At 65.6% G+C, this 21952-nt stretch carries 22 protein-coding genes; 5 read left to right on the forward strand and 17 right to left on the reverse strand.

The features are described from left to right. Window positions 1-29 precede the first annotated feature (29 nt). From GNZ21_RS04350 to glmS, 16 genes are all read right to left on the reverse strand, one after another. Window positions 30-1274, reverse strand: coding sequence for an alpha-D-ribose 1-methylphosphonate 5-triphosphate diphosphatase (locus tag GNZ21_RS04350; RefSeq protein WP_198345965.1), 1245 nt, complete (start codon window positions 1272-1274; stop codon window positions 30-32). Continuing rightward, entirely contained in the window at window positions 1271-1990 is a 720-nt protein-coding gene (gene phnL, locus GNZ21_RS04355; protein ID WP_157321675.1) for a phosphonate C-P lyase system protein PhnL, read from the reverse strand. Before phnL ends, GNZ21_RS04350 begins: the two co-directional genes overlap by 4 nt. A gap of 22 nt (window positions 1991-2012) precedes the next feature. Then, window positions 2013-2918 (reverse strand): phosphonate C-P lyase system protein PhnK, encoded by a 906-nt coding sequence (phnK, locus tag GNZ21_RS04360; protein ID WP_229659330.1) that lies wholly within the window; start codon window positions 2916-2918, stop codon window positions 2013-2015. After that, a complete protein-coding gene (locus GNZ21_RS04365; protein WP_157321677.1) occupies window positions 2915-3802 on the reverse strand; it encodes an alpha-D-ribose 1-methylphosphonate 5-phosphate C-P-lyase PhnJ in 888 nt (295 codons plus the stop codon). Before GNZ21_RS04365 ends, phnK begins: the two co-directional genes overlap by 4 nt. Further along, entirely contained in the window at window positions 3789-4874 is a 1086-nt protein-coding gene (locus tag GNZ21_RS04370; RefSeq protein WP_157321679.1) for a carbon-phosphorus lyase complex subunit, read from the reverse strand. Before GNZ21_RS04370 ends, GNZ21_RS04365 begins: the two co-directional genes overlap by 14 nt. After that, window positions 4874-5485, reverse strand: coding sequence for a phosphonate C-P lyase system protein PhnH (gene phnH, locus GNZ21_RS04375; RefSeq protein WP_157321680.1), 612 nt, complete (start codon window positions 5483-5485; stop codon window positions 4874-4876). Before phnH ends, GNZ21_RS04370 begins: the two co-directional genes overlap by 1 nt. Further along, a complete protein-coding gene (gene phnG, locus GNZ21_RS04380) occupies window positions 5482-5973 on the reverse strand; it encodes a phosphonate C-P lyase system protein PhnG (protein ID WP_157321682.1) in 492 nt (163 codons plus the stop codon). The genes phnH and phnG overlap by 4 nt, the downstream gene beginning before the upstream one ends. Window positions 5974-6119: 146 nt before the next feature. After that, window positions 6120-6830, reverse strand: a complete 711-nt coding sequence (locus tag GNZ21_RS04385; RefSeq protein WP_157321684.1) for a GntR family transcriptional regulator — start codon at window positions 6828-6830, stop codon at window positions 6120-6122. 14 nt (window positions 6831-6844) lie between these two features. Then, window positions 6845-8590 carry a phosphonate ABC transporter, permease protein PhnE gene (gene phnE / locus GNZ21_RS04390; RefSeq protein ID WP_157321686.1) on the reverse strand — a complete coding sequence of 582 codons (1746 nt, stop codon included), beginning with the start codon at window positions 8588-8590 and terminating at the stop codon, window positions 6845-6847. A gap of 25 nt (window positions 8591-8615) precedes the next feature. Next, entirely contained in the window at window positions 8616-9476 is an 861-nt protein-coding gene (phnC, locus tag GNZ21_RS04395) for a phosphonate ABC transporter ATP-binding protein (protein ID WP_157321688.1), read from the reverse strand. 98 nt (window positions 9477-9574) lie between these two features. Next, on the reverse strand, window positions 9575-10618 hold the full coding sequence (locus GNZ21_RS04400) for a phosphate/phosphite/phosphonate ABC transporter substrate-binding protein (protein ID WP_157321690.1): 1044 nt from the start codon (window positions 10616-10618) through the stop codon (window positions 9575-9577). Between the two features lie 255 nt (window positions 10619-10873). After that, on the reverse strand, window positions 10874-11500 hold the full coding sequence (tsaE, locus tag GNZ21_RS04405; RefSeq protein ID WP_229659331.1) for a tRNA (adenosine(37)-N6)-threonylcarbamoyltransferase complex ATPase subunit type 1 TsaE: 627 nt from the start codon (window positions 11498-11500) through the stop codon (window positions 10874-10876). Continuing rightward, window positions 11497-12627, reverse strand: a complete 1131-nt coding sequence (gene alr, locus GNZ21_RS04410) for an alanine racemase (RefSeq protein WP_157321692.1) — start codon at window positions 12625-12627, stop codon at window positions 11497-11499. Before alr ends, tsaE begins: the two co-directional genes overlap by 4 nt. 46 nt (window positions 12628-12673) lie before the next feature. After that, the gene (locus tag GNZ21_RS04415; protein ID WP_188503382.1) at window positions 12674-14212 is read right to left on the reverse strand and encodes an NAD(P)H-hydrate dehydratase; all 1539 of its coding nucleotides are present in this window, start codon (window positions 14210-14212) and stop codon (window positions 12674-12676) included. Window positions 14213-14269: 57 nt separating this feature from the next. Beyond that, window positions 14270-14620 carry a holo-ACP synthase gene (locus GNZ21_RS04420; RefSeq protein WP_188503383.1) on the reverse strand — a complete coding sequence of 117 codons (351 nt, stop codon included), beginning with the start codon at window positions 14618-14620 and terminating at the stop codon, window positions 14270-14272. A 25-nt stretch (window positions 14621-14645) separates the two neighbouring features. Then, on the reverse strand, window positions 14646-16511 hold the full coding sequence (gene glmS / locus GNZ21_RS04425) for a glutamine--fructose-6-phosphate transaminase (isomerizing) (protein ID WP_157321699.1): 1866 nt from the start codon (window positions 16509-16511) through the stop codon (window positions 14646-14648). 97 nt (window positions 16512-16608) lie between these two features. On the opposite strand from glmS, the gene GNZ21_RS04430 reads away from it, so the two are divergent. From GNZ21_RS04430 to GNZ21_RS04450, 5 genes are all read left to right on the forward strand, one after another. Next, window positions 16609-16983, forward strand: a complete 375-nt coding sequence (locus GNZ21_RS04430) for a nuclear transport factor 2 family protein (RefSeq protein WP_157321701.1) — start codon at window positions 16609-16611, stop codon at window positions 16981-16983. Between the two features lie 181 nt (window positions 16984-17164). Then, window positions 17165-18151: a type I pantothenate kinase gene (coaA, locus tag GNZ21_RS04435; protein ID WP_188503398.1), complete on the forward strand. Its 987-nt coding sequence runs from the start codon at window positions 17165-17167 to the stop codon at window positions 18149-18151. Beyond that, window positions 18151-19005 (forward strand): M15 family metallopeptidase, encoded by an 855-nt coding sequence (locus GNZ21_RS04440; RefSeq protein ID WP_157321703.1) that lies wholly within the window; start codon window positions 18151-18153, stop codon window positions 19003-19005. The genes coaA and GNZ21_RS04440 overlap by 1 nt, the downstream gene beginning before the upstream one ends. A gap of 75 nt (window positions 19006-19080) precedes the next feature. Then, complete coding sequence (gene purB, locus GNZ21_RS04445) at window positions 19081-20487, forward strand: adenylosuccinate lyase (RefSeq protein ID WP_157321705.1); 1407 nt, start codon at window positions 19081-19083, stop codon at window positions 20485-20487. A gap of 196 nt (window positions 20488-20683) precedes the next feature. Then, a complete protein-coding gene (locus GNZ21_RS04450) occupies window positions 20684-21643 on the forward strand; it encodes a restriction endonuclease (protein WP_157321708.1) in 960 nt (319 codons plus the stop codon). Window positions 21644-21674: 31 nt separating this feature from the next. Here the strand turns inward: GNZ21_RS04450 and GNZ21_RS04455 are convergent, their stop codons facing one another. Continuing rightward, window positions 21675-21923 (reverse strand): DUF433 domain-containing protein, encoded by a 249-nt coding sequence (locus GNZ21_RS04455; RefSeq protein ID WP_157321710.1) that lies wholly within the window; start codon window positions 21921-21923, stop codon window positions 21675-21677. Window positions 21924-21952: the final 29 nt, after the last annotated feature.

Consider the following 21952-nt stretch of genomic DNA (forward strand, 5'->3'; position numbering starts at 1 on the left):
CACCAGTCTAAGCGGCAGCTGCAGCCCGGTCAGAGATCAGACTTCAGGGTGGCCACTGCCCGGGGCCATTCGCCGGTGGAGTCATCGATCAGAGCGAAGTCGGCGCGCAGTCCCTCGCCGAGGGTTCCGCGGTCATCGAGACCGGCCACACGGGCCGGACCTGAGGTGATCAGGCCCACGGCCTCAGGGAGCGGGAGAATGCCGTGTTTGGCGAGCAGGGCGGCTGCCGCCAACAGACCGGTGGGCAGGTAGTCGGAGGCCAGAGCATCCACCAGTCCAGCCTCGACCAGCTCCCGGGCTGAGATGTTCCCGGAGTGGGAGACTCCGCGCAGGATATTGGGCGCCCCCGCCACAATGGTCAGCCCCTGTTCGCGGGCCGCCTGGGCTGCAGCGCGGGTGGTGGGGAACTCGGCAACGGATCCGCCGCGGGCCGCCAGTGCGGTGATCTCCTCAGGCGAGTCGGGGTCGTGCCCCAGCAGCCGGATTCGTCCCCGTGCAGCTTCCTCGGCGAGCCAGGCCAGATTCGCCTCGCGGATGGGGAGGTTCTGCTCGCGCTCGCGAATCAGACGCTGAACCTGTTCCTGGGCATCAGCCAGATTCAGTCCGTCCGCGTCCATCAGCGAGCGCAGCATCACCTGCGGATCGGCGTACTGGCCCTGCCCGGGGGTGTGATCCTCATGGGAGACCAGCTGGGCAGGCGCGTCCTCGGGCAGTGCGTCCAGCCTGCGCTTCAGGGTCCGGGCTCCCTCCTCTGAGAGCAGGTCCAGACGGTGCAGCACCCGGTGGTCCACCCGGTAGGAGAGGTGTTCCTCCACCGCCAGGCACATCTCCAGGGCCAGATGGGCGCGGCGGGTCAGGCCGCGGGCGGTCTGGTGCTGGAAGGCAGCGCCGTGGAACATCGTGGTGGTGCCTGCCGAGGCGATGCGCCCCTCATAGGATGCCAGCGCGAACTCCAGCGGCACCTCGGCGTGGGCGCGGGGCATCCGCTCACCCTCCAAGGCGTCGCTGTGCACATCGATGAACCCTGGGGTCAGCAGCAGGTTCGCACCGTCGAGGTCGGCGAGGGTGTCGCTGCGGCCGGTGAGGATGCCTGCAATGCGGCCCTCGCGCACCACCACTGTGGCATGGCGGATGATCTGATCGGGGAGCACAGCACGAATATTTCGCACGGCATAGTCAGCCGGTGCTCTGCCCATCTGCCAGGGCCCGGGCACGGGTGCCGGTGCCGCAGGCGGTCTCTGGTGCGGGGCAAATCCGGTGAGCGGCATGGTCATGGGGCTTCCTCTCGGGGTGGGGCGAATCCGGCGACGTCAACAATGTGGTCGGCCACCGCCTGGCGCACCTGGGCGTCGTGGCAGATGGCGAGCATGCCCGTTCCGGCGCTCAACCGTTCGCGGATCATCTCTATGACCACGCCGCGGTTGCGGGCGTCCAGGGATGCGGTGGGCTCATCGAGCAGCAGCAGGGGGGTAAAGGTGGCGAAACCGCGGGCGATGTTGACCCGCTGCTGCTCACCTCCGGAGAAGGTGGCCGGTGGCAGCTCCCAGAGCCGCTCAGGGATGCTGAGCCGGCTGAGCAGCGCACCGGCCTGCTCCCGGGCCTGGGATCGGGAGGCGCCATTGTCCAGCAGGGGCTCGGCCACCACATCGATGGCCGGGACCCGCGGCACAGCTCGGAGGAACTGGCTGACATAGCCCATCGACTCCCGGCGGGCAGCCAATACCTGGCGGGGCGGCGCTGTGGCCAGATCGAGCAGACCCTCACGGTGGGCCAGCAGGATGCTGCCGCTGTCCGTCAGGTAGCTGCCGTAGACCATCTTCATAATGGTGGATTTGCCGGCACCGGAGTCTCCGCCGAGCACCACACACCTACCTGCCGGCACGTCGAAGCTCACCCCCTGCAGCACGGGCAGCTGCAGGGAGCCCTGCAGATGCAGGGTGAAGGTCTTGGCCACGTCTCGGGCGGAGAGCACCGGGGGGCTGTGTGTCATCGAGCAGGTCAGCCTTTCAGGATCAGCCTTTGAGGATGGATGAGACGAGCAGCTGGGTATAGGCCGCCTGCGGGTCCTCCAGCACACGGTCGGTCAGCCCGTGCTCAATCACCTGCCCGTCTTTCATGACCAGTGTGCGGTGGGAGATCAGCCGGGCCACAGCCAGATCGTGGGTCACGATCACCACGGCCAGCCCCAGATCGGCAACCAGGGAGCGGATCAGATCCAGCAGGCGGGCCTGCACTGAGACGTCGAGGCCGGAGGTGGGCTCGTCCATGAACACCAGGCGAGGTCCGAACACCAGGTTGCGGGCGATCTGCACCCGCTGGCGCATGCCCCCGGAGAAGGTCGCGGGGGTCTCATCCATTCGGTGGGCGGGGATCTCCACCCGCTCCAACCACTCGGCGGCGCGGGCTCGGATCTGCCCGTAGTGCCGCCAGCCGTTGGCCATCAGCGGTTCCCCGACGTTTCCGCCGGCGGAGACATGCATGCGCAGGCCATCGGCGGCGTTCTGGTGTACGAACCCCCAGTCGGTGCGCCACAGGCGGCGCACCTCGCGTTCGCTGAGCGTGGCCAGCTCGGTGAGCTCACCGCCGGAGGTCTGGCAGCGCACAGACCCCTCATCAGTGCTCAACCGTGCCGACAGGAGGCCTAACAGGGTGGACTTTCCGGAGCCGGACTCGCCGACTACTGCAAGCACCTCCCCGGGCCAGAGGTCGAAGCTGACCCCGCGGCAGCCGAAGCGGTCCCCGTAGCGGTGTCCTGCCTCGCGTACGCTCAGAACTTTCCCGCTGGCGGCGCACATGTCGCCGCCGCTCTCGTCGGCGTGGCCGCCGACTTCACGCCTAAAGTCGTCGCTGGGCTCCTCACCCGCTGCAGCGGCACGGGCCATCACACCTGGAGCCCCGGCAGTGATCTCCCCGTTCATTGAGGGGCTCCTTCCGTACTGGTCCCTGAGCTGGTGCGGGCGCAGTAGTCAGTATCACTACAGACGAACATGGCTCCCCCGGCGTCGTCGGTAATCACCTCATCCAGATAGACCCCCTCGGAACCGCAGATCTGGCAGGGCCGTTCGAAGGACTGCGGCTCGAACGGATGATCCTCGAAGCCCAGGCTCTCCACCGAGGTGAAGGGGGGTACTGCGTAGATCCGCTTCTCGCGGCCGGCCCCGAAGAGCTGCAGGGCCGGGCTCATATGCATCTTGGGGTTGTCGAAGCTGGGGATCGGTGAAGGTGCCATGATGTAGCGCCCATTGACCCGCACCGGATAGTCATAGGTCTTGGCGATATGACCGTAGCGGGCGATGTCCTCGTAGAGCTTCACGTACATCAGGCCGTACTCCTCCAGGGCGTGCAGTCGCCGGGTTTCAGTCTCCCGCGGCTCCAGGAACCGCAGCGGCTCAGGGATCGGCACCTGATAGACGATGGTCTGACCCGCCGCCAACGGGGTCTCCGGTATCCGGTGGCGGGTCTGGATGATGGTGGCCTGCTCGGTGTGGGTAGTGGACGCCGAGCCCGCCACCCGTTCGAAGAACTGGCGGATAGAGACCGCATTGGTGGTGTCATCGGCACCCTGGTCGATGACTTTGAGCAGATCCTCAGGGCCGATGATCGAGGCCGTGACCTGCACCCCTCCAGTTCCCCAGCCCCTCGGCATGGGCACTTCTCGGGAGGCGAAGGGCACCTGAAAGCCGGGGATGGCCACCCCTTTGAGCAGCGCCCGGCGGATGGCCCGCTTGGTCTGCTCGTCCAGGTAGCCCTCGTTGTAGACGATGCGGGGCTCACTGGCCGGCCGCTGATCAGTCAGGGTCATTGCTTGCCCGCCCATCTGTGCTCTGGCCGAACTCGGCCCCCAACTGCCGCAGCAGCACCAGCTCTGCTTGGAAGTCCACATAGTGCGGAAGCTTCAGATGTTCTACGAACCCGGTGGCCTGCACGTTGTCACAGTGTGAGATGACAAACTCCTCGTCCTGGGCCGGGGAGACTGCGCGCTCGCCGAACTCTGCGGCCCTCAGTGCACGGTCCACCAGTGCCATGGACATCGCTTTCCGCTCTGCGCGCCCGAAGGAGAGCCCGTAGCCTCGGGTGAACTGTGGCGGCTTCTCTGCCGAGCCCACGAACTGGTTGACCATCTGGCATTCGGTCACCTCGATCCGGCCGATGGGCACCTCATGGCCGATCTCGGGGGCCTCGAAGAGCACCTCAATCTCCCCGATCCGCACCTCTCCCGCAAAGGGGTGGGTGTTGCCGAAGCCGCGCTGGGTCGAATATCCCAGAGAAAGCAGGAAGCCTTCGTCCCCTCGGGCAAGTGCCTGGAGCCGCTCAGCTCGGCTCATCGGGAAGGTGGCCGGTTCCCTGGTCAGGTCCCCCGGCTCCGGGTCCGCCCAGTCCTGCGGATGATCCGGCTCCACCAGCGCCGATCGGCCCAGCAGGTCGGTGACCCGGGGCATCGCCTCCGCCGCCTCACCCTGGGCGGCAGGGACCTCCGGGGTGTGAAGCTCCTCAGCCAACAGCCGGTGCGTGTAGTCAAAGGTTGCGCCCAGCTGCTGTCCGCCGGGAATGTCCTTGAAGGTCGCGGAGATGCGCCGTTCCGGAGGCAGCGCTCCGGTGTCCAGGGCCGCGGTCACTCCGAACCGGGGAAGTGTGGTCCGGTAGGAGCGCAGCAGCGTAATTGCCTCAAGCACATCGCCCTGAGCCTGCAGCAGCGCCTTGGCGGCCAGCTCCGGGTCGTAGAGGGAGCCCTCGTTCATCACCCTGGAGACCAGCACGCCCATCTGCTCACTGATCTGCTGAGCGGTGACGCGCTCCTGACCGGAACCGCGCTTTGCCAGCAGAGCGTGGGCGTTCTCAATCGCCTTCTCTCCGCCTTTGACTGCCACATACATCAGATGTCTCCGATCAGGCTCAGCCGGGTGGTGCGCGGCAGGCCGCTGACCGCCCCGGGAGTCAGGAACAGCAGATCAACGCCGCGGGGGAAGGCTTCGGTGAGCCGCTGGCGGTCCTTCAGGAAGCGGGGCGGCAACCCGGCCCCGTTCCACGTGAGGCTCTCCCTGATCCCAGGCCCTGCGGCTGTGCAGCTGCCCTCAGCACCCTCGGCTGCCTCGATGATCACCGTGGCTGAGTGGTGCGGCTCCTGGTCGGTGCCCAGGTTCAGCGTGTCCAGGGGTGGGGCGGAATGCGGTGAGGAGGCCAGGCAGAACAGTGCCTGCGCGGCGTCGTCGACCAGGGGCGCTCCGGTGTGGAACCGGATCCACGTGGTGACCTCGGTGCTGCCGCGGAGGGCCTCGTCCAGCCACAGCGGCGTCTGCTCATCACAGAGAGTCAGTACGACGACGCCGGCTTCGGCAGTCAGCGGGGCAGGGGGTGTCAGCGGTACCCCCAATGGCTGTGGCGTCAGCGGGCGTGCCATGGCCTCAAGCACGGCGCGGAAGGTGCGCTGGGCATCGTGCACTGGGTGGGCGAACCCGGGGGTGAGGGCTGCTGTGGGCTGGCTCATTCCTCATCCTCCTCGTCGCCGTCGTTCTCCCGGGCCACGGTGAAGAAGTCCACCACTGTGCTGCGGGCTTCGGCCCGGCGCGCCGCATCCTGGGCATTCTGGCGCTGCTCGAGCGCCGTAATGACCTCGGTGAGCACCTGTTCTCGCTGGCCGGAGTTCAGCAGGGCGTCAAAGATGGCTGCCAGTCCGGCATGTTCGGGGTGGCTGCCCAGGACATAGGCGGTGCCAACCGCCTGCTCCGCTCCGGTGTGCAGAGCCACTGTGGCCCGGGTGACGGTGGCCTCCCCCAGATTGAAGCGGTCACCGGTGCCGCCGGCCCGTCCCTGCACCATAACCAGTCCGGATTCGGGCGCGCGGAGGTACTCCACCTCGGGCCGATTGGGCCAGTTGCGCCAGAGCTCAGCCAGTTCGGCTGCCGAGGCGCCGGCGAGCACCCGGGCTGTGCGCTGCCGCTGCTCGGGAGGCACTGCTGTGTGGGAGTCTGCCATGCCAGCTATGTTGTGCCGCCGGCATGAATCGGCCGGCACCGTTGGGTGAACTCAGAGTGAATGCTCCGGCAACCTTCCCGTCACCTGTCGGGCGGGCGCCCCGAGTGTGTCAGCCGGGTGAACAGCGGCTGAACCGGGCCGGCCGCTCAGCACTCCACGGTCACCCGGACCACGTCCTGACGGTGCCAGGTGTGCGAGACCATCAGCGGGGTGGCGGTCTCAGCGTCCACGCTCAGCGTCTGCACCGTCCAGGCGGTGCTGGGCCGGGGAAGCTCCAGCTGCGCTGCGATCTCCGCGGGGGGATAGTCTGCCGATACGGTGCTACGCGCCCGGGTGGGGTGGTGCCGGCCCATCAGCAGCACCTCGTGCAGGGACTCCACCGCGCCCAGGGCCACGCCCACCTCGGTAACCAGATGCGGCAGGATCCACTCATATGAGCAGCAGGCGAGTCTGTCATCCACCCAGCCGAGCCGGGTCAGCCGGATCACAGTGAGGTCCTCCGCTCGGCCCAGCATCCGTGCCACCTGCGCCGGGGGCCGGGCCTGCTGCTCGATGTCTACGCGTTTGGTGCGGGCCCGGTGTCCGGCGGCCTCCACTATCGCGTGGAAGGAGGGTGGCTGCTGTCTGGAGATCACGACGTCGACAGGCCGGCTCACATAGGTTCCCACCCCTGGGACTCGCCGCACCAGACCCTGGTGGATGAGTGTCTCCACAGCGGTGCGCAGCTGGAACCTGCTGGTGCCGAACCGCTGGGCCAGCTGGTGTTCACCGGGCAGCAGGGCACCGTCCGGCATACTGCTGATCTCCTCCTGCAGGGCAGCGGCGATCAGCTCCGCCTGTTGCCGCTGCTGCACCACTGGGCTGAGGTCCGCTATCTGACAACCTTGCGGACGTACATGGAGATCAGCTCCAGCACGACCACCACTGCCAGGATGTTGAGGATGATCAGGCTGAGGATGTCATAGCGGTTACGGGTGGAGGCCTCCAGCAGGTCGAAGCCGATTCCCAGTCCCAGCACACCCAGCAGGGTGGCGGCACGGATATTGACGTCGAGCTGGTAGAGGATATGGGCGATCGTCGCCGGGGCGGTCTGCCGCACTGTGGCGGCAAAGAATGTCTGGAGCCGATTGGCGCCGCTGGCCCGTACGGCGTCCTGCACCCGGGTGTCGGACTCCTCCAGGGAGTCGGCCACCAGTTTGGAGAGCAGTCCGATGGAGCCGAAGGCCAGGGCGAGCACACCAGCGGTGGCGTTGAAGCCGAGGATCACCACCAGGATGATGGCCAGCACCAGCTCAGGGAAGGCGCGGCAGACCACGATGACGATCCGGAAAAACTTGGCGATCCCGGGGGTCGGTGCGACGTTGCGGGCAGCCATCGCGCCGATCGGCAGAGCGATGAACAGGCCCAGCAGCAGGGAGGCGAACCCGATCTGGACGGTTTCGACCAGAGCCGGGAAGAAACGGTCCCAGTAGAGGCCGCGGCCATCGGGCGGGAAGAACCGGCTGACCACCTCAGGGAAGTTGGTCACCGTGTTGGTCAGGACCTGCCAGTTGATCTGGATATCCCATACCGCGGCGACCACCAGGCCGATCAGCACCAGCCAGCCGAAGAACCGCTGGATGCGCCCCGCGTCCCACTGGGGGGAGGTGCGGACTGCTCCGTTTCTGGTGCGCTGGACCTGGTGGGTCTCTGTGGGGGCGGTCACCCAGTTGTTATGGGCAATCCGGTCAATCACGCCGAGGATTCCGCGCCGCCGGCCGCTGCCGTCCCGGCCCATCAGCTGGGTGCGAATGGCGCCGGAGAGCAGCTCCATGAAGATGCACAGCACCGTGATGATAATGGCCAGGCCCATCACCAGCTGCCATTGGCGGGTGTTCATCGCGGTGCTCAGGGCGGCCCCAATGCCGGGGACTCCCACGAAGCCCAGTAGCACCGAGTTGCGCAGGTTGATGTCCATCCGGTGCAGGCCGTGGGCGATGATCTGCGGCAGGATCTGCGGGATAACCGTGGAGTGGATCCACTGCCAGCGCGCACCGCCGGCGGCCTGGATCGCCTCGCTGGGCCCGCGGTTCACGTCTTCGATATTGTCTGCCAGGAGTTTGCCCACCATGCCGATGGAGCTCAGGCCCATGGCGATGATGCCGATCAGTGCACCGTTGGCCGGTCCGAAAACGCGAATCAGGATGATCGCGAAGACCAGGTCCGGGGCGGCGCGGCAGAAGATCATGATGATCCGGGCGGTCTGCCGGGAGACCATCCCGGTGGTGGTGTTGACCGCGGCGAAGATCGCGATCGGAACCGAAGTGACCACAGAGAACAGAGTGGCCAGGAACACGATCGCCAAAGTAGTCAGCGTCAGTTCGATGAGCCGGCCGGGCTCGGGGAACTCCGGCGGGACCAGGCGGGAGAGGAAGTCCACCCCGTTGGCGAGGCGCTCGAAGATGGTGACCGGATTGATGCCGAGGTCATAGGCCGACCAGACGCACATGGCCAGCAGGCCGATGAAGATGGCCCAGGTGGCCACCACATGGGGATGCGGGGCGGGGCGGGGCGGCACCGGGTGCCTGCCGGAGGTGCTGCGCGGGGCCTCCGGCGCTTCGGGTGTCAGAGTTGCCATGAGTGTCTTCCCTCAGAGTCCCGGCTCAGGATTGCTGCTCTGTGGTGATCCCGGCCAGCTCAGGGACCTGCTGCTCGATCTCCTCATCGGTGACCACGGCGACTGCGCTGTAGATCTCGTGGGCTTCCTTCAGGCTCAGTGTGGAGGCGTCGCGGTCCATCACCAGCTCTCCGCCGCGCAGTCCGATGATCCGGTCGGAGAACTCCAGGGCCAGCTCCACCTGGTGCAGGGAGCAGACCACGGTGAGGTTGTCCTCTTTCGCGATTTTGCCGATCAGATTCATCACGGTGGCCGAGGAGACCGGGTCCAGGGCCGCCACCGGCTCATCGGCCAGCAGCACCTTGGGCTCCTGGATGAGTGCACGGGCAATGGCCACCCGCTGCATCTGTCCGCCGGAGAGCGCATCGGCCCGGTTGAAGGCCTTATCGGCTAGACCCACCCGGGCCAGCTGCTCCATGGCCTGCTCCTTGACCTCTTTGGGGTACATGAACAGTCCCAGCCGAGGGCCGCCCAGGGAGCCGAGCTTTCCGGTGCAGACGTTCTCCAGCACGGACATGGACTCCACCAGGTGGAAGTGCTGGAAGATCATGCCGACCTCGCGGCGCAGCATGCGCAGCTTCCTGGCGCCGGCGCGGTGGACTTCGGTGCCCAGTGTGACCACCTCACCGGAGGTGGGCTTATGCAGCCCGTTGATATGGCGCAGCAGAGTGGACTTTCCGGAGCCGGAGAGGCCCAGCAGCACGTTGATCTTCTGCGGTGCGAAGTCAATGTTGATGTCGTTGAGCGCCGTCACCTCGCCGAACTGCTTGGTGACATTGCGCAGCTGGATGGAACGCTCTTCGGAGCTGGTGAAACTGGCATCGGTCGCCATCATGCTCTGGGCCATGGTCCTTGGTCTTCCTGTCGGAACTTCTCAATGGTGGATGAGGGCGGGTCCGCACCCTGCCCGGCGTGCGGCAGGGTGCGGACCCGGGGTGTCAGCGATCAGCCTTCGCAGGCAGTTGCCTGAGTGACTTCGCAGACTGCGCGGATTCCGTCGAAGACGGAGTCAGTTGCCTCGGTGTAGCCCCAGTCGTTGGTGGGGACCAGGTGGCGGCAGTCACCGGTCTCAGTGTCGGTGTCCTCGCAGTAGCCGTTCTCGGCCAGCCACTCAACGTTGAGGTAGTCGATGAGGATCTCCCGCATGGCCTCGATCATGTCATCGGGCAGGTTGCCGGAGGCTGCGAACGGCGATGAGGGGATGTCCTCGGACTCCCAGACCACCTTCACCTGACCCTCTTCCAGGTCACCGGCTGCGATCATCTGCTCGTCGACGATGTTGTCGTAGGCGAAGCCGGCATCGCAGGTGCCGTCCAGGACGGCAAGCACGGAGTTGTCGTGAGCGCCCGCGAGGTAGGGGTCAATGTACTCTTCCTCGTTCTCCACGCCTTCTTCACCCTGGGGGAGAACGCCTGCGTCCATCAGACCGGCGAGGGGGTAGAGGCGGCCGGAGGTGGAGACCTCATCCACAAAGCAGACCGTCTTGCCGGCCACGTCCTCGATGCCGTTGATCTCATCGTTGTCGGAGAGTGTCACCAGGTAGGAGACGTAGGAAGGCTCCTCGTCCTGCTCACTTACGGCCACGGCCACCGACTGGGCGCCAGCGGTATCGGCGGCCACCACGTAGGAGAAGGGACCAAAGTTGGCGATATCGGCGGTGCCGGCGCCCAGAGCCTCAATGGCTGCAGCATAGGCAGTCACCTCATCGGATTCGATGGTGACATCGAGTGCTTCTTCGAACATCTCGATGAGGACCTCGTACTGGACCGCCAGCTCCACCTGGTCCTCAGAAGGGATGGAGACGAACTGCAGCTCGGTGGGCCAGTCGTCTCCGCCGTACTCCTCGCGCAGGTCAGGGAGAGAGCTGGCGTCCCCGCCGTTGCCGTTGTCATCGCTGTTGTCACCATTATCGCCGTTATCGCCGTTGCAGGCGGTGAGCGCTAGGGTCATTGCCGCGATTGCCGCGGGAAGTGCAAGTTTCCGTGCCATATGAGCTGTTCAGTTCCTTCGCATCAGGGTGATCCGGGTGATTTCGGCAGGCGGCGCAGGGCCCTGATCAGGGCCGGCCGGTACCTCGACAAGGTTGCTCACCCAAGGTTGATCCTGAGAGACAAGCAGCATACGAATAGAAGAAGCACCGGTGAACTATAGGCAAACGGGGGTGAGAATACTGCACTGCAGAACGCCTAACGTGATACAGATCACGACCTCCCAGAAATGGAACGTTCCAGCTGTTTATATCGTTTACTGGTCCCGCAACGGGTCCGCCCACCGTGCCCCATACCCACGGAGTACAGCGCTGCGGGGACTGCCGAGCAGGTCCTCTTCGCTCTCGCTGAAGTCAGTCTGAATCGCGGGCGGGGTTTCCCCGCCGCCGGGACCAGCAGGCGTGAAGGCCGGCCCCGCTGCAGCCGGCTGGGAACCACGAGGTTTGAGCTCCAGGTCCAGCCAGGAACCGTCGGGGCCGGCCAGCACCCGTTCTACAAGCCCACGCCCCCATTCGACCACTGTCACCGACTGCGGCGCAGTGGCCAGCAGGTCCAGTGACTCAATCCCCTCCTCGTCAGTGCGGTAGGCGTCCACGTGGACCAGGTCGGCAGCAGCCTCATTGATGTTCCTGTGAATCCTGGAAAGCACGAAGGTCGGTGAACTGATCGGCTCCTGCACCCCGAGAGCCGCGCCGAGCGCCTGGGTGAATGTGGTCTTGCCTGCACCCAGTCCCCCGGTGAGCACCACGAGGTCACCGGGGCGCAGCTGGGCAGCTAGGCGGCGGGCGAACTCGGCGGTCTCCTCCAGGTCGGCGAGCTGAATCTGGCGCCGCCAGTTCTCCCCGGGAAGCGGTGGTTGGGGGCCGGTGGTGCGCTCGTTCACGCGCCGGGCTCCTGGTTGATCACCACGCGTGGCACCCTGGCACCGATTCGGGTGATGATCTCGTAGTTGATGGTCTGGGCGGCGGCACCCCAGTCTGCGGCTTCGATTCCGGACTTCCCGCCGAAGAGCGTGACCTCATCACCCACCTGAACATCGGTCTGTTCGCCCAGGTCCACCACGAACTGGTCCATGGCCACCCGCCCGGCGGAGTGATACCTGCGGTCGCGGATGAGCACTGGGGCGCCCGCCGCAATCCGGGGAACACCGTCGGCGTAGCCTATCGGGATCAGCCCCAGGTGCGTGGGGGCCTCGACCCGGTGGGTGAGCCCATAGCTGATGCCCTGGCCCGCCGGCACACGTTTGACGTTGGCCACGGTGGTGCGCAGCTCCATAGCGGGGCTGAGCCCCAGCGAGGCAGCGGTGCGGTCGGCGAAGGGGCTCTGCCCATAGATGCCGACCCCTACCCGGACCATATCGAAGTGAGCATCCGGACGCGAGAGCGCCGCCGGGGTATTGGCGGCGTGGCGCAGATCGGGCACCAGGCCGCCGGCTTCAGCAGTTACCAGGGCCTCCCGGAAGACGCTGAGCTGCTGGTCGGTCTCGCGGCGGTCCGGCTCATCGGCCACCGCCAGATGGGTGAAGATGCCCTCCACGCTGATCAGCCCGCGGTTGCGGTGCTCTGCAGCACGGGCCACCAGGGCGGGCCAGTCGGCGACAGTCGCCCCGTTGCGGCCCAGTCCGGTGTCGATCTTCAGGTGGACCCGGGCCGGCTCATGGAGTTCCTGGGCGGCGGCGACCACCCGGTCCAGCTCCCAGCCAGAGATGCCTAGGTCGATGTGCTGCTCAATGGCGGCCCTGAAGCTCGCCCCTGTAGTGTGCAGCCAGGCGAGGATCGGGGCGTCGATTCCGGCTGCCCGCAGCTGGAGCGCCTCCTCGATATGGGCGGTGCCCAACCAGTCTGCACCCCCTGCCAGGGCGGCCCGGGCCGCAGTGATCAAGCCATGTCCGTAACCGTCAGCCTTTACCGCAGCCAGCACTTTGGCCGGGCGCACAAACTCCCCAATCGTCGCCACATTATGGGCTATGGCCGCGGCGTCTATGATCGCTGCCCGCTCCGGAAGACTCATGCCCACCAGATTACCGGCAGATACCCAGGTCAATACGTGAGCTGCATCAGGGCAGACCGGCGAGCAGATCTGAGGCGCCGAAGCGTCCCTGCCCGTGCGGATCGATCCGGTGGGCGGCGGCTGTGTGCAGACTGACGCCCAGCGCTGCCACCTGGAGCCAGTCACCTCCCTGTGTTGCCGCAAGGGCTCCGAGGATTCCGCTGAGCACATCCCCGGTTCCGGCAGTGGCCAGTCCCGGCGCGCCCGCTGCCTGCAGGCCGCCTGCCCTGTGCAGGAGCACCTCCCCCTCGGGTGAGGCAATCACCGTAGTAGGCCCTTTGAGCAGCACCGTACAGTCCAGTCTGCCGGCGATCCGCCGGGCCGCCTCCACCGGATCGGCTTTCGCAGGGCCCTCGGCCAACTGCCCGGTGAGCACACTGTCACGCAGGTCTTTGGCGATCTGCCGAGCCTCACCCAGATGCGGGGTGATCAGCACGTTGTTGCCCAACCCGCCGCGGCGGCGCAGCTGGTCACGGATCAGGCCCAGTCCGGAGGCGTCCAGCACACAGGCCGTCCCAGCTTCCAAGCATTTCTCCAACACTGCTTCTGCCTCGGTCAGCCGGGCCGGGTCATTGCCCAGCCCCGGGCCGAGCACGACGCCGCCGGCTCTGCTCACTGCTGCCGCGGCATCCTCTGTGCCCACTACCTCGGGGTAGGCGCTGAGCACCTGCGAGCGCAGCGCCGCTGGAGCCTGCAGGGTCACCATCCCCACTCCGGTGCCTACCGCCGCCCCGGCGGTGAGTTGTGCAGCTCCGGGATACTGCGCTGAACCCACCACCAGGTGGACCACTCCGCGGGAGTATTTGTGGCCGGCAGGCTCGGGCGGGCGCAGCGGCACCGGAGCAGCAGTGCTGGGGGCGAGAAGCCAGGTGGGTGTCTTCGACAGATGCGCACCGATTCCGATGTCCACCGTGTGCACCCTGCCGCTGAGCAGCCCGCCCCGGCCGGCGATCAGCCCCTGCTTGACTCCGCCGAAGGTCACCGTATGGTTCGCTGGAATCACGCCGTGCCCCGCAGCTCCGGTATCGGCGTTGACCCCGGAAGGCAGATCACAGGCAACCACTGTGGGAGACCAGGAGCCGGCGTCGTCCACTGCTCTGAGGGCCTGTGTCAGCCCCGGCACCTCCGGCCGGGTGAACTCACTGCGGTATCCGGTGCCGAGTATAGCGTCGATGAGCACCTGGGTCTGCTCCGGCACCGCGCGGAGCACCCTGCCGCCGGCCGCTCGGAAGGCTTCCAGCGCCTCCGGGTGCGCCCGGTCCCTGATCAACACGGCACAGGCCTCAGCTCCGCGCCGGGCCAAGAATGCCAGGGCGTAGAGTCCGTCCCCGCCGTTGTTGCCGGGCCCAATGAGCCCAGTGACACAGGCACCGTAGGCACCCTGGGGACGTTTCTGGCCGAGCAGATCAGCTATGGTCTTGGCCAGCCCATAGGCGGCCCGGCGCATCAGGAGCCGGCCCTGGCCGGAATCCAGCAGGGGCTTTTCGGCCGCGCGGATCTGCTCCCCGGTGTAGACCGGTATCTGCTCCAGCTGCTGTGCGGTCACCTCAGCTCCTCCCCCACCGGTCTGTGGTCTCATCACCAGACTAGCGGGTGGCCCGCCTCAGGACTCGGCGATCACCAAGGCGGTGGCTATATCGCCGTCATGGGAGAGTGACAGGTGCCAGTGCTGCACCCCTTTGACGGCAGCCACGGCCGCCACGGAATCTCTGACCTGGATCTGCGGATTTCCCGAGGAGTCACAGATGACCTCACAGTCCTGGAAGTTCATTCCCGCCGGGGCGCCGAGTGCTTTGGCCACGGCTTCCTTCGCGGCGAAGCGCGCCGCCAACGAACGCAGTCTCAGCTCCCGCTCGGCGGGGGTGAACAGCCGATCACGCAGGGCCGGAGTGCGCTCCAACTGCTGGGCGAACCGGGGCACATCCACCACGTCGATTCCGATGCCGACGATCACCGCAGGCTCACTCCTGGTACACCCCTCACTCAACGGTGACGGATTTGGCGAGGTTGCGGGGCTGGTCTACGTCATAGCCCTTCTCTGTGGCTAGGGCGCAGGCGAAGATCTGCAGCGGCACAGTGGTCAGCAGCGGCATCAGCAGCGGCTGGGTCTCGGGGACGAAGAACACGTTCTCGGAGTACTCGGTGACGGCTGCATCGCCTTGTTCAGCCACAGTGATGGTCTTCGCCCCGCGGGCGCGGACTTCCTGGATATTGGAGACCACTTTTGAGTGCAGGGAGTCCCGGCCCCGCGGTGAGGGCACCACCACAAACACCGGCTGGCCCTCCTCGATCAGCGCGATCGGCCCGTGCTTGAGCTCCCCGGCAGCGAATCCTTCAGCGTGGATATAGGCCAGCTCTTTGAGCTTCAAGGCACCTTCCATCGCGACCGGGAACCCCACATGCCGGCCCAGGAACAGCACACTGGGGGTCTGGGCCATATCCCTGGCCAGTGCCTTGATCGGCTCAGCGCCATCGAGGATGGTCTGGATCTTCGCCGGGATCTTATGCAGATCCGCCAGGATGTCACTGATTTGCCCGGAGAAGAGCTGACCCCGAAGCTGCGCCAAATACAGCCCCAACAGGTACGAGGCAGTGATCATCGCCAAGAACGCCTTAGTGGAGGCCACCGCGATCTCCGGGCCGGCATGCAGATACAGCACCGCATCGGACTCCCGCGGGATCGTAGACCCATTGGTGTTACAGATACTCAGGGTGCGCGCGCCTTGTTCCTTGGCATAGCGGACCGCCATCAGGGTGTCCATAGTCTCCCCGGACTGAGAGATCGAGACCACCAGCGTGGTCTGATCAATAATCGGGTCCCGGTACCGGAACTCATGGGCCAGCTCCACCTCCACCGGGATCCTGGTCCAATGCTCAATGGCGTACTTGGCCACTGTGCCGGCATAGGCGGCAGTACCGCAGGCCAGCACAATAATCTTTGAGGTCTCCTTCAGCTGCTCAGGGCTGATCCGCAGCTCATCCAGAGTCAACCGGCCCTGCGCGTCAGTGCGCCCCAGCAAGGTGTCCTCCACCGCTTTGGGCTGTTCATTGATCTCCTTCTCCATGAAGGAGTCATACCCGCCCTTCTCCGCAGCAGAGGCATCCCAATCAATATGGAACCGCTTACCCTGGGCCGGCACCCCGTCAAATCCGATAATAGAGACCTCACCAGCAGTGATCGTCACAATCTGATCCTGCTCCAGCTCCACCGCCTCACGGGTGAAATCAATAAACCCGGAAACATCACTGCCCAAGAAGTTCTCACCCTCACCCAGACCCACCACCAGAGGCGAGTTCCTGCGAGCGGCGACCACCCGGTCCGGGGCCTGGGCATGAACAGCCAGCAGGGTGAATGCACCCTCGAGCTCATTGACCGCGATCCGCATCGCCTCAGTCAGATCCCCGGTGGCCCGATACGCCTGACCGATCAGCTTCGCAGCCACCTCAGTATCAGTAGCCGAGTCAAAGACATGACCAGCAGCAACCAGCTTCTGCTTCAACTCCGCGAAGTTCTCAATGATCCCGTTATGGATCACCGCCAGCCGGCCCTCATCGCCATAATGCGGATGCGCATTCACATCAGTCGGACCGCCATGTGTTGCCCACCGGGTATGCCCAATCCCCACCGAAGCCGGCACCAAAGGAGCCGCCTCGATCTCACCGATCAGATTCGCCAGCTTCCCCGACTTCTTCCGCACCTGAACCGTGCCGCCGGAAACAGTGGCCACACCAGCAGAGTCATAACCGCGATACTCCAACCGGCGCAGCCCCTCCAGCAGCACATCCAGGGCCTGGTGCTCAGCGATCTTCTCCGGCACCCCGATATAACCAACAATTCCACACATGCCGGTCAGAATACCGTGAACTGCTCACCACGCCCTCCATCCAGAAGCGACCCCGCCGTGCCCAGTGTCGCACCCCACACTCCACTAAGCTGAACCCATGAGCATTTCATCCGAACAGGCAGAGGCTTTGGTCCGCCGGTACTACCAACTGGTGGATGCCCAGGACCTGGCCCTGCTGGAGACCTTCCACCAGGACGCCACCTATAAGCGCCCCGGCTATCCGGAGTTCCGCGGTCAGGATCAGCTGCGGGAGTTTTACTCCGGGGAGCGCATCATCGATTCCGGCAGTCACACCATCGGCCGGTTGTTCGTTCAGGACTCATATGTTGCCGTGGAAGGCCGGTTCAGCGGCACACTGAAGGACGGGCGCACGGTGGAACTGGCGTTCAGCGACTTCTTTGATCTTCAGGACCGCGGGGGCGAGGTCCGCATCGCAGCCCGGCGCACCTACTTCGACGATCAGCAGGTCTGAGCTTCTCCCGCCAGCGGGTAGCCCACCCATTCACCCCCTGAGGCGGCCTGCCCCAGCGCCGCCCGGCCCTGCGGGTCCACATGTCAGGGCCCCTGCTGTGCTGGTGCCGCACGGTACAGTGGCAGCTGTGCACTCGCAGCCTCACACCACCCCCACCTCGCCTGTGCCGGTGCCTCCGGAGATTTCCGGAACGGCTCCCTGGGCGGGCTCTCCCCCCGCAGATAACCAGGCGGCCTCGTACTCCCCGTTCGTGGAACTGGGCAGGTCCGACTGGGCCCGGCTGGCAGAGTCCATCGAGCAGCCGCTGAACCAGGATGACGTGGACCGCCTGCGCGGCATCGGTGACCATCTCTCCCTGGACGAGGTGGCACAGGTCTACCTGCCGCTCTCCCGGCTGTTGAACATCTACGTGGAGAATGCCGCCCGGCTGCGCGCAGCCACCAATGACTTCCTGGGCGAGTCCACCCGCCGCACCCCGTTCATCATCGGGGTGGCAGGCTCGGTGGCCGTGGGCAAATCCACCACCGCCCGCGTGCTGCAGGAGATGCTGCGCCGTTGGCCCTCCACCCCACGGGTGGAACTGGTGACCACCGATGGCTTCCTCTACCCCAATGCAGAGCTGCGCCGACGCGGGATCATGGACCGCAAAGGTTTCCCTGAAGCCTACGACCGGCGCCGGCTGCTGCGGTTCGTCTCCGAGGTGAAATCCGGCCAACCCGAGGTCACCGCCCCGGTCTACTCCCATCTGAAGTACGACATCATGCCCGGGGAGGAGCATGTGGTGCGCCGCCCCGATGTGCTGATCCTGGAGGGGCTGAACGTTCTGCAGCCGGCCCGGGTCCGCGCCGACGGCACTGCTGGCCTGGCACTGAGCGACTTCTTCGACTTCTCCATCTATGTGGACGCCCGCCAGGCCCATATCCAGCAGTGGTACGTGGAGCGGTTCATGCGATGGCGGCACGGAGCTTTCGCGGACCCGGAGGCCTATTTCCACCAGTACTCCCGGCTTACCGACGAGGAGGCGGTCACCCGCGCCACCGATATCTGGAACCGGATCAACGGGCCCAACCTGCGGGAGAACATCCAACCCACCCGTTCCCGCGCCCGTCTGGTGATGTCCAAGGACGAGGACCACGGCGTCTCCCGGGTGCTGCTGCGGAAGGTCTGATGCGCACTGGTGGGCTGTGGGCACTGTGCTTGGCAGGCGGCGTCGTGCTTTCCGGCTGTACCGGCCCCGAGGACGGCCGCGCCGTACCGGAGCCGAGCTTCACCGATGCTGCCTCGGCGCAGCAGGGTACGACGCCGCCCCCAGACTCCCGTACTCAGAGCACAGCTGAAGTGCCCGATCCCACCCCTGAGCCGCCTGCGCCGCCGGAGCCGAGCCGGGCCTCGCAGGCCAGCAGTGACCCGGAGTCGATCCATGTGCTGGTGAACCGGCAGAACCCCCTGGAACCGATGGATTTTGCCCCGCGGGATCTGACGGAGCTTCAGGTCCGTACCACAGTGGAGGGACCGCTGTACCTGCGCGCCGAGCCTGCCCAGGCACTGGAGCAGATGTTCAGTGATGCCGCAGATGAGGCAGTGGTGCTGGCGGTGACCAGCGCCTACCGCTCCTTCAGCGGGCAGGCCCGGGTCTATTCCGCCCGGCATCAGCAGCTGGGCACTGAGGCCACCGATGAGTTCGCGGCCCGCCCGGGGTACTCCGAGCACCAGACCGGGCTGGCGGTGGACGTGATCGGCATCGAGAACCCGGTGTGCATCCGGGGGGACTGCTTCGATCAGACCCCGGAGTTCGCCTGGGTCGCGGCCAACGCCCACGAATACGGGTTCCTCATCCGGTACCCGCAGGGGGCGGAGGCGATCACCGGCTTCGGCTACGAACCCTGGCACCTGCGCTATGTGGGTCCGGAGACTGCGGCAGAGGTGGTGGCGGAGGACCTCACCCTCGAGGAGTACTGGGATCTTCCCGCCGCTCCTGACTATGACGAGCCTGAGCCCGACTCTGTTCATCTGCTGTACTGAGCTGCCGGTCCCGGTACGCCACCTGCATCAATAGGCGGCCTGCACGCATGCAACCTGCATGAAAGAATCACCAGTATGACCCGCGTATCTCTTGCTGCTGCTGAACCTGCCATCGCCCTGGGCGCCCTGGACGGCCGCTACCGCTCGGCGGTGGCTCCGCTGGTGGACCATCTTTCGGAGGCTGCGCTGAACCGCAACCGCATCCATGTGGAGGTGGAGTGGTTCATCCACCTGTGCGAGTCCCAGGTGCTGCCCGGGCTGCCGCAGCTGGATGCTGAGCAGGTACAGGGCCTGCGCGGAATCGTGGCGGGCTTCGGGCCGGAGCAGATCGCTGAGCTGGGCGCCATCGAGGCCGAGACCGTGCATGATGTCAAGGCCGTGGAGTACTTCATCGCCCGGCGTCTGGAGCCGTTGGGGCTGGGTGAGCTGAAGCCGCTGGTGCACTTTGCCTGCACCTCCGAGGACATCAACAATCTGGCCTATGCGGTGGGGATCCGCGACGCCGTGGAGCAGGTTTGGCTGCCCGCGGCGCGCCAAATGCTGGCCGGGCTGGGTGAGTTGGCGGAGTCCGCCGCCGAGGTGGCGATGCTCTCACGCACCCACGGTCAGCCTGCCACCCCGACCACCCTGGGCAAGGAGATCACGGTGTTCGTGCACCGGCTGAACCGGCAGCTGCGCCGGGTGGAGTCCCAGGAGTTCCTGGGCAAGATCAACGGGGCCACCGGCACCTATGCCGCGCATCTGGCTGCTGCCCCGGAGGTCGACTGGCCGGGCATTGCACGCAAATTTGTGGAGAAGCTGGGGCTGACCTTCAACCCGCTGACCACCCAAATCGAATCCCATGACTTCCAGGCCGAGCTCTATGCCGATGTGGCCCGGTTCAACCGGATCCTGCACGGGCTGTGCGTGGATGTCTGGAGCTACATCAGCATCGGGTTCTTCAAGCAGATCCCGGTGGCGGGTGCTACCGGCTCGTCCACCATGCCGCATAAGGTCAACCCGATCCGGTTCGAGAACGCCGAGGCGAACCTGGAGATCTCTAACGCCCTGCTGGATGCCCTGGGCGCCACCCTGGTGGAGTCCCGCTGGCAGCGCGATCTCACCGATTCTTCCGGACAGCGGAACATCGGCACCGCCCTGGGGCACTCAGTACTGGCGCTTTCCAATGTGACCAAGGGGCTCAAGCAGCTGGATGTCGCCCAGGAGGTGATCGCCGCCGATCTGGATGCCAACTGGGAGGTGCTCGGCGAGGCAATCCAGACCGTGATGCGCGCCGAGGCCATCGCCGGGGTGGAGGGCATGGACAACCCCTACGAGCGGCTCAAGGAGCTGACCCGCGGCCGGCGCGTGGATGCCCAGAAGCTCAAGGAGTTCGTCTCCGGCCTGGGGCTATCCGCCGAGGCAGCGGAACGGCTGAAGAACCTGACCCCGGCCGGCTACACCGGCCTGGCCGCCACCCTGGCCACGCAGCACCTGCCGTAATCCACCCCGCCCGCTGACTCCCAGCACTGCAGCTGACCGTCGACTTCCCACTCCCGCTCGCAGGCTCCCAGCACTTGTTGCACTCTCAGGCGCCGCCGACTCTGCAACATTCCCTGGGAGTACAGCGCCGAAGACGCCGTCCAACCACAACGACGCGGCCGCGGTACCTCCGTGCCCTTGGATAAAGTGGTTCACCATGAGGGGCACGACAGAACACCCAGAAGCGGCGAAAGCAGAAGTTCCTAAGTGGAATGAGTTCATGACACCGGTGCTCCGTGTCCTTCAGAATGGAGAGATCTACTCCCGGCGCCAGCTATACGCAACCGTGATCGAGAACCTCGAGTTACCAGAAGAGCAGCTCGCGCTCGTCCACAGCTCCGGTAATCCGGTCGTCGAGAACCGCATAGGCTGGGCTGTCTCGGCCCTCACTGTTGCTGAAGCGATCATCCGTCCTGCTCGTGGGCAGTACCGCATTACTGAAACCGGTCAAGAGGCACTCAAGCGATATCCCCAAGGAATGCAACGCAGGGACCTCTTCTCGTTCCCGGCCTGGGCGGCGCATGAGGAGGCAAAGGCCTCGCGCAAGGCCGAACCTAGCCAGCCTACCCATGCTGCATCGCAAGTTGAGAACGATAGTGAAGAAACCCCGGAGGACCGCATCTCCTCCGGTATCCAAGAACTCCATGACGCCGTAGCAGACGAGTTACTCAGCCGCCTCCAACAGGGCACCCCTCAGTTCTTTGAAAGTGCCGTGGTGAGGCTGCTCATCTCCATGGGCTACGGAGGGGCGGAACAAAAGGGCATGCGCGTCGGAGGGACTGCCGACGGCGGAATAGATGGCTTCGTGGACCAGGATCCTCTGGGTCTTGAGCGCGTGTACGTCCAGGCCAAGCGCTATCAAACGGGGAACGGAGTGGGCCGCGAAACCCTACAGGCATTCATCGGAGCCCTCCATGGCCGTGGGGCCAGCAAAGGCGTATTCATCACCACCAGCCATTTCAGCCGTCACGCCCAGGAATATGCAGAGAACATCCCTACTCGAATCATCCTCATCGATGGCCAACGCCTGACCAGCCTCCTCATCAAATACCGGGTCGGGGTCCAGGTTCAGAGTACTTACGACGTGGTTGCCATTGACGAGGACTTCTTTGAGTAGAGGTTTGAACGGCATACTGGAAGGGACTTCGTCAAATCACCATCCGGTGCCTTCGAGCTGAGGAATCGAGGGCTGCGAACTCTAAAGCCGCGAGAACATCCTCCTGCTCCAGCTCCTCATAGTCATCAAGGATCTCCTGCTGAGTCATATGAGTCATACCAGAAGCCAGCAGCTCCAGCACATCCTGCACTCGCAGCCGCATGCCACGAATCGTCGGAGCGCCGTGACAAATACCCGGATTCACCGAAATCCGGTCCAGGCTGCTCTTGCTGGGGCTCATACATCAACTCTACGCCTCTGATCTACGAC

This window comes from Nesterenkonia alkaliphila (assembly GCF_009758175.1).
Lineage (GTDB): Bacteria > Actinomycetota > Actinomycetes > Actinomycetales > Micrococcaceae > Nesterenkonia > Nesterenkonia alkaliphila.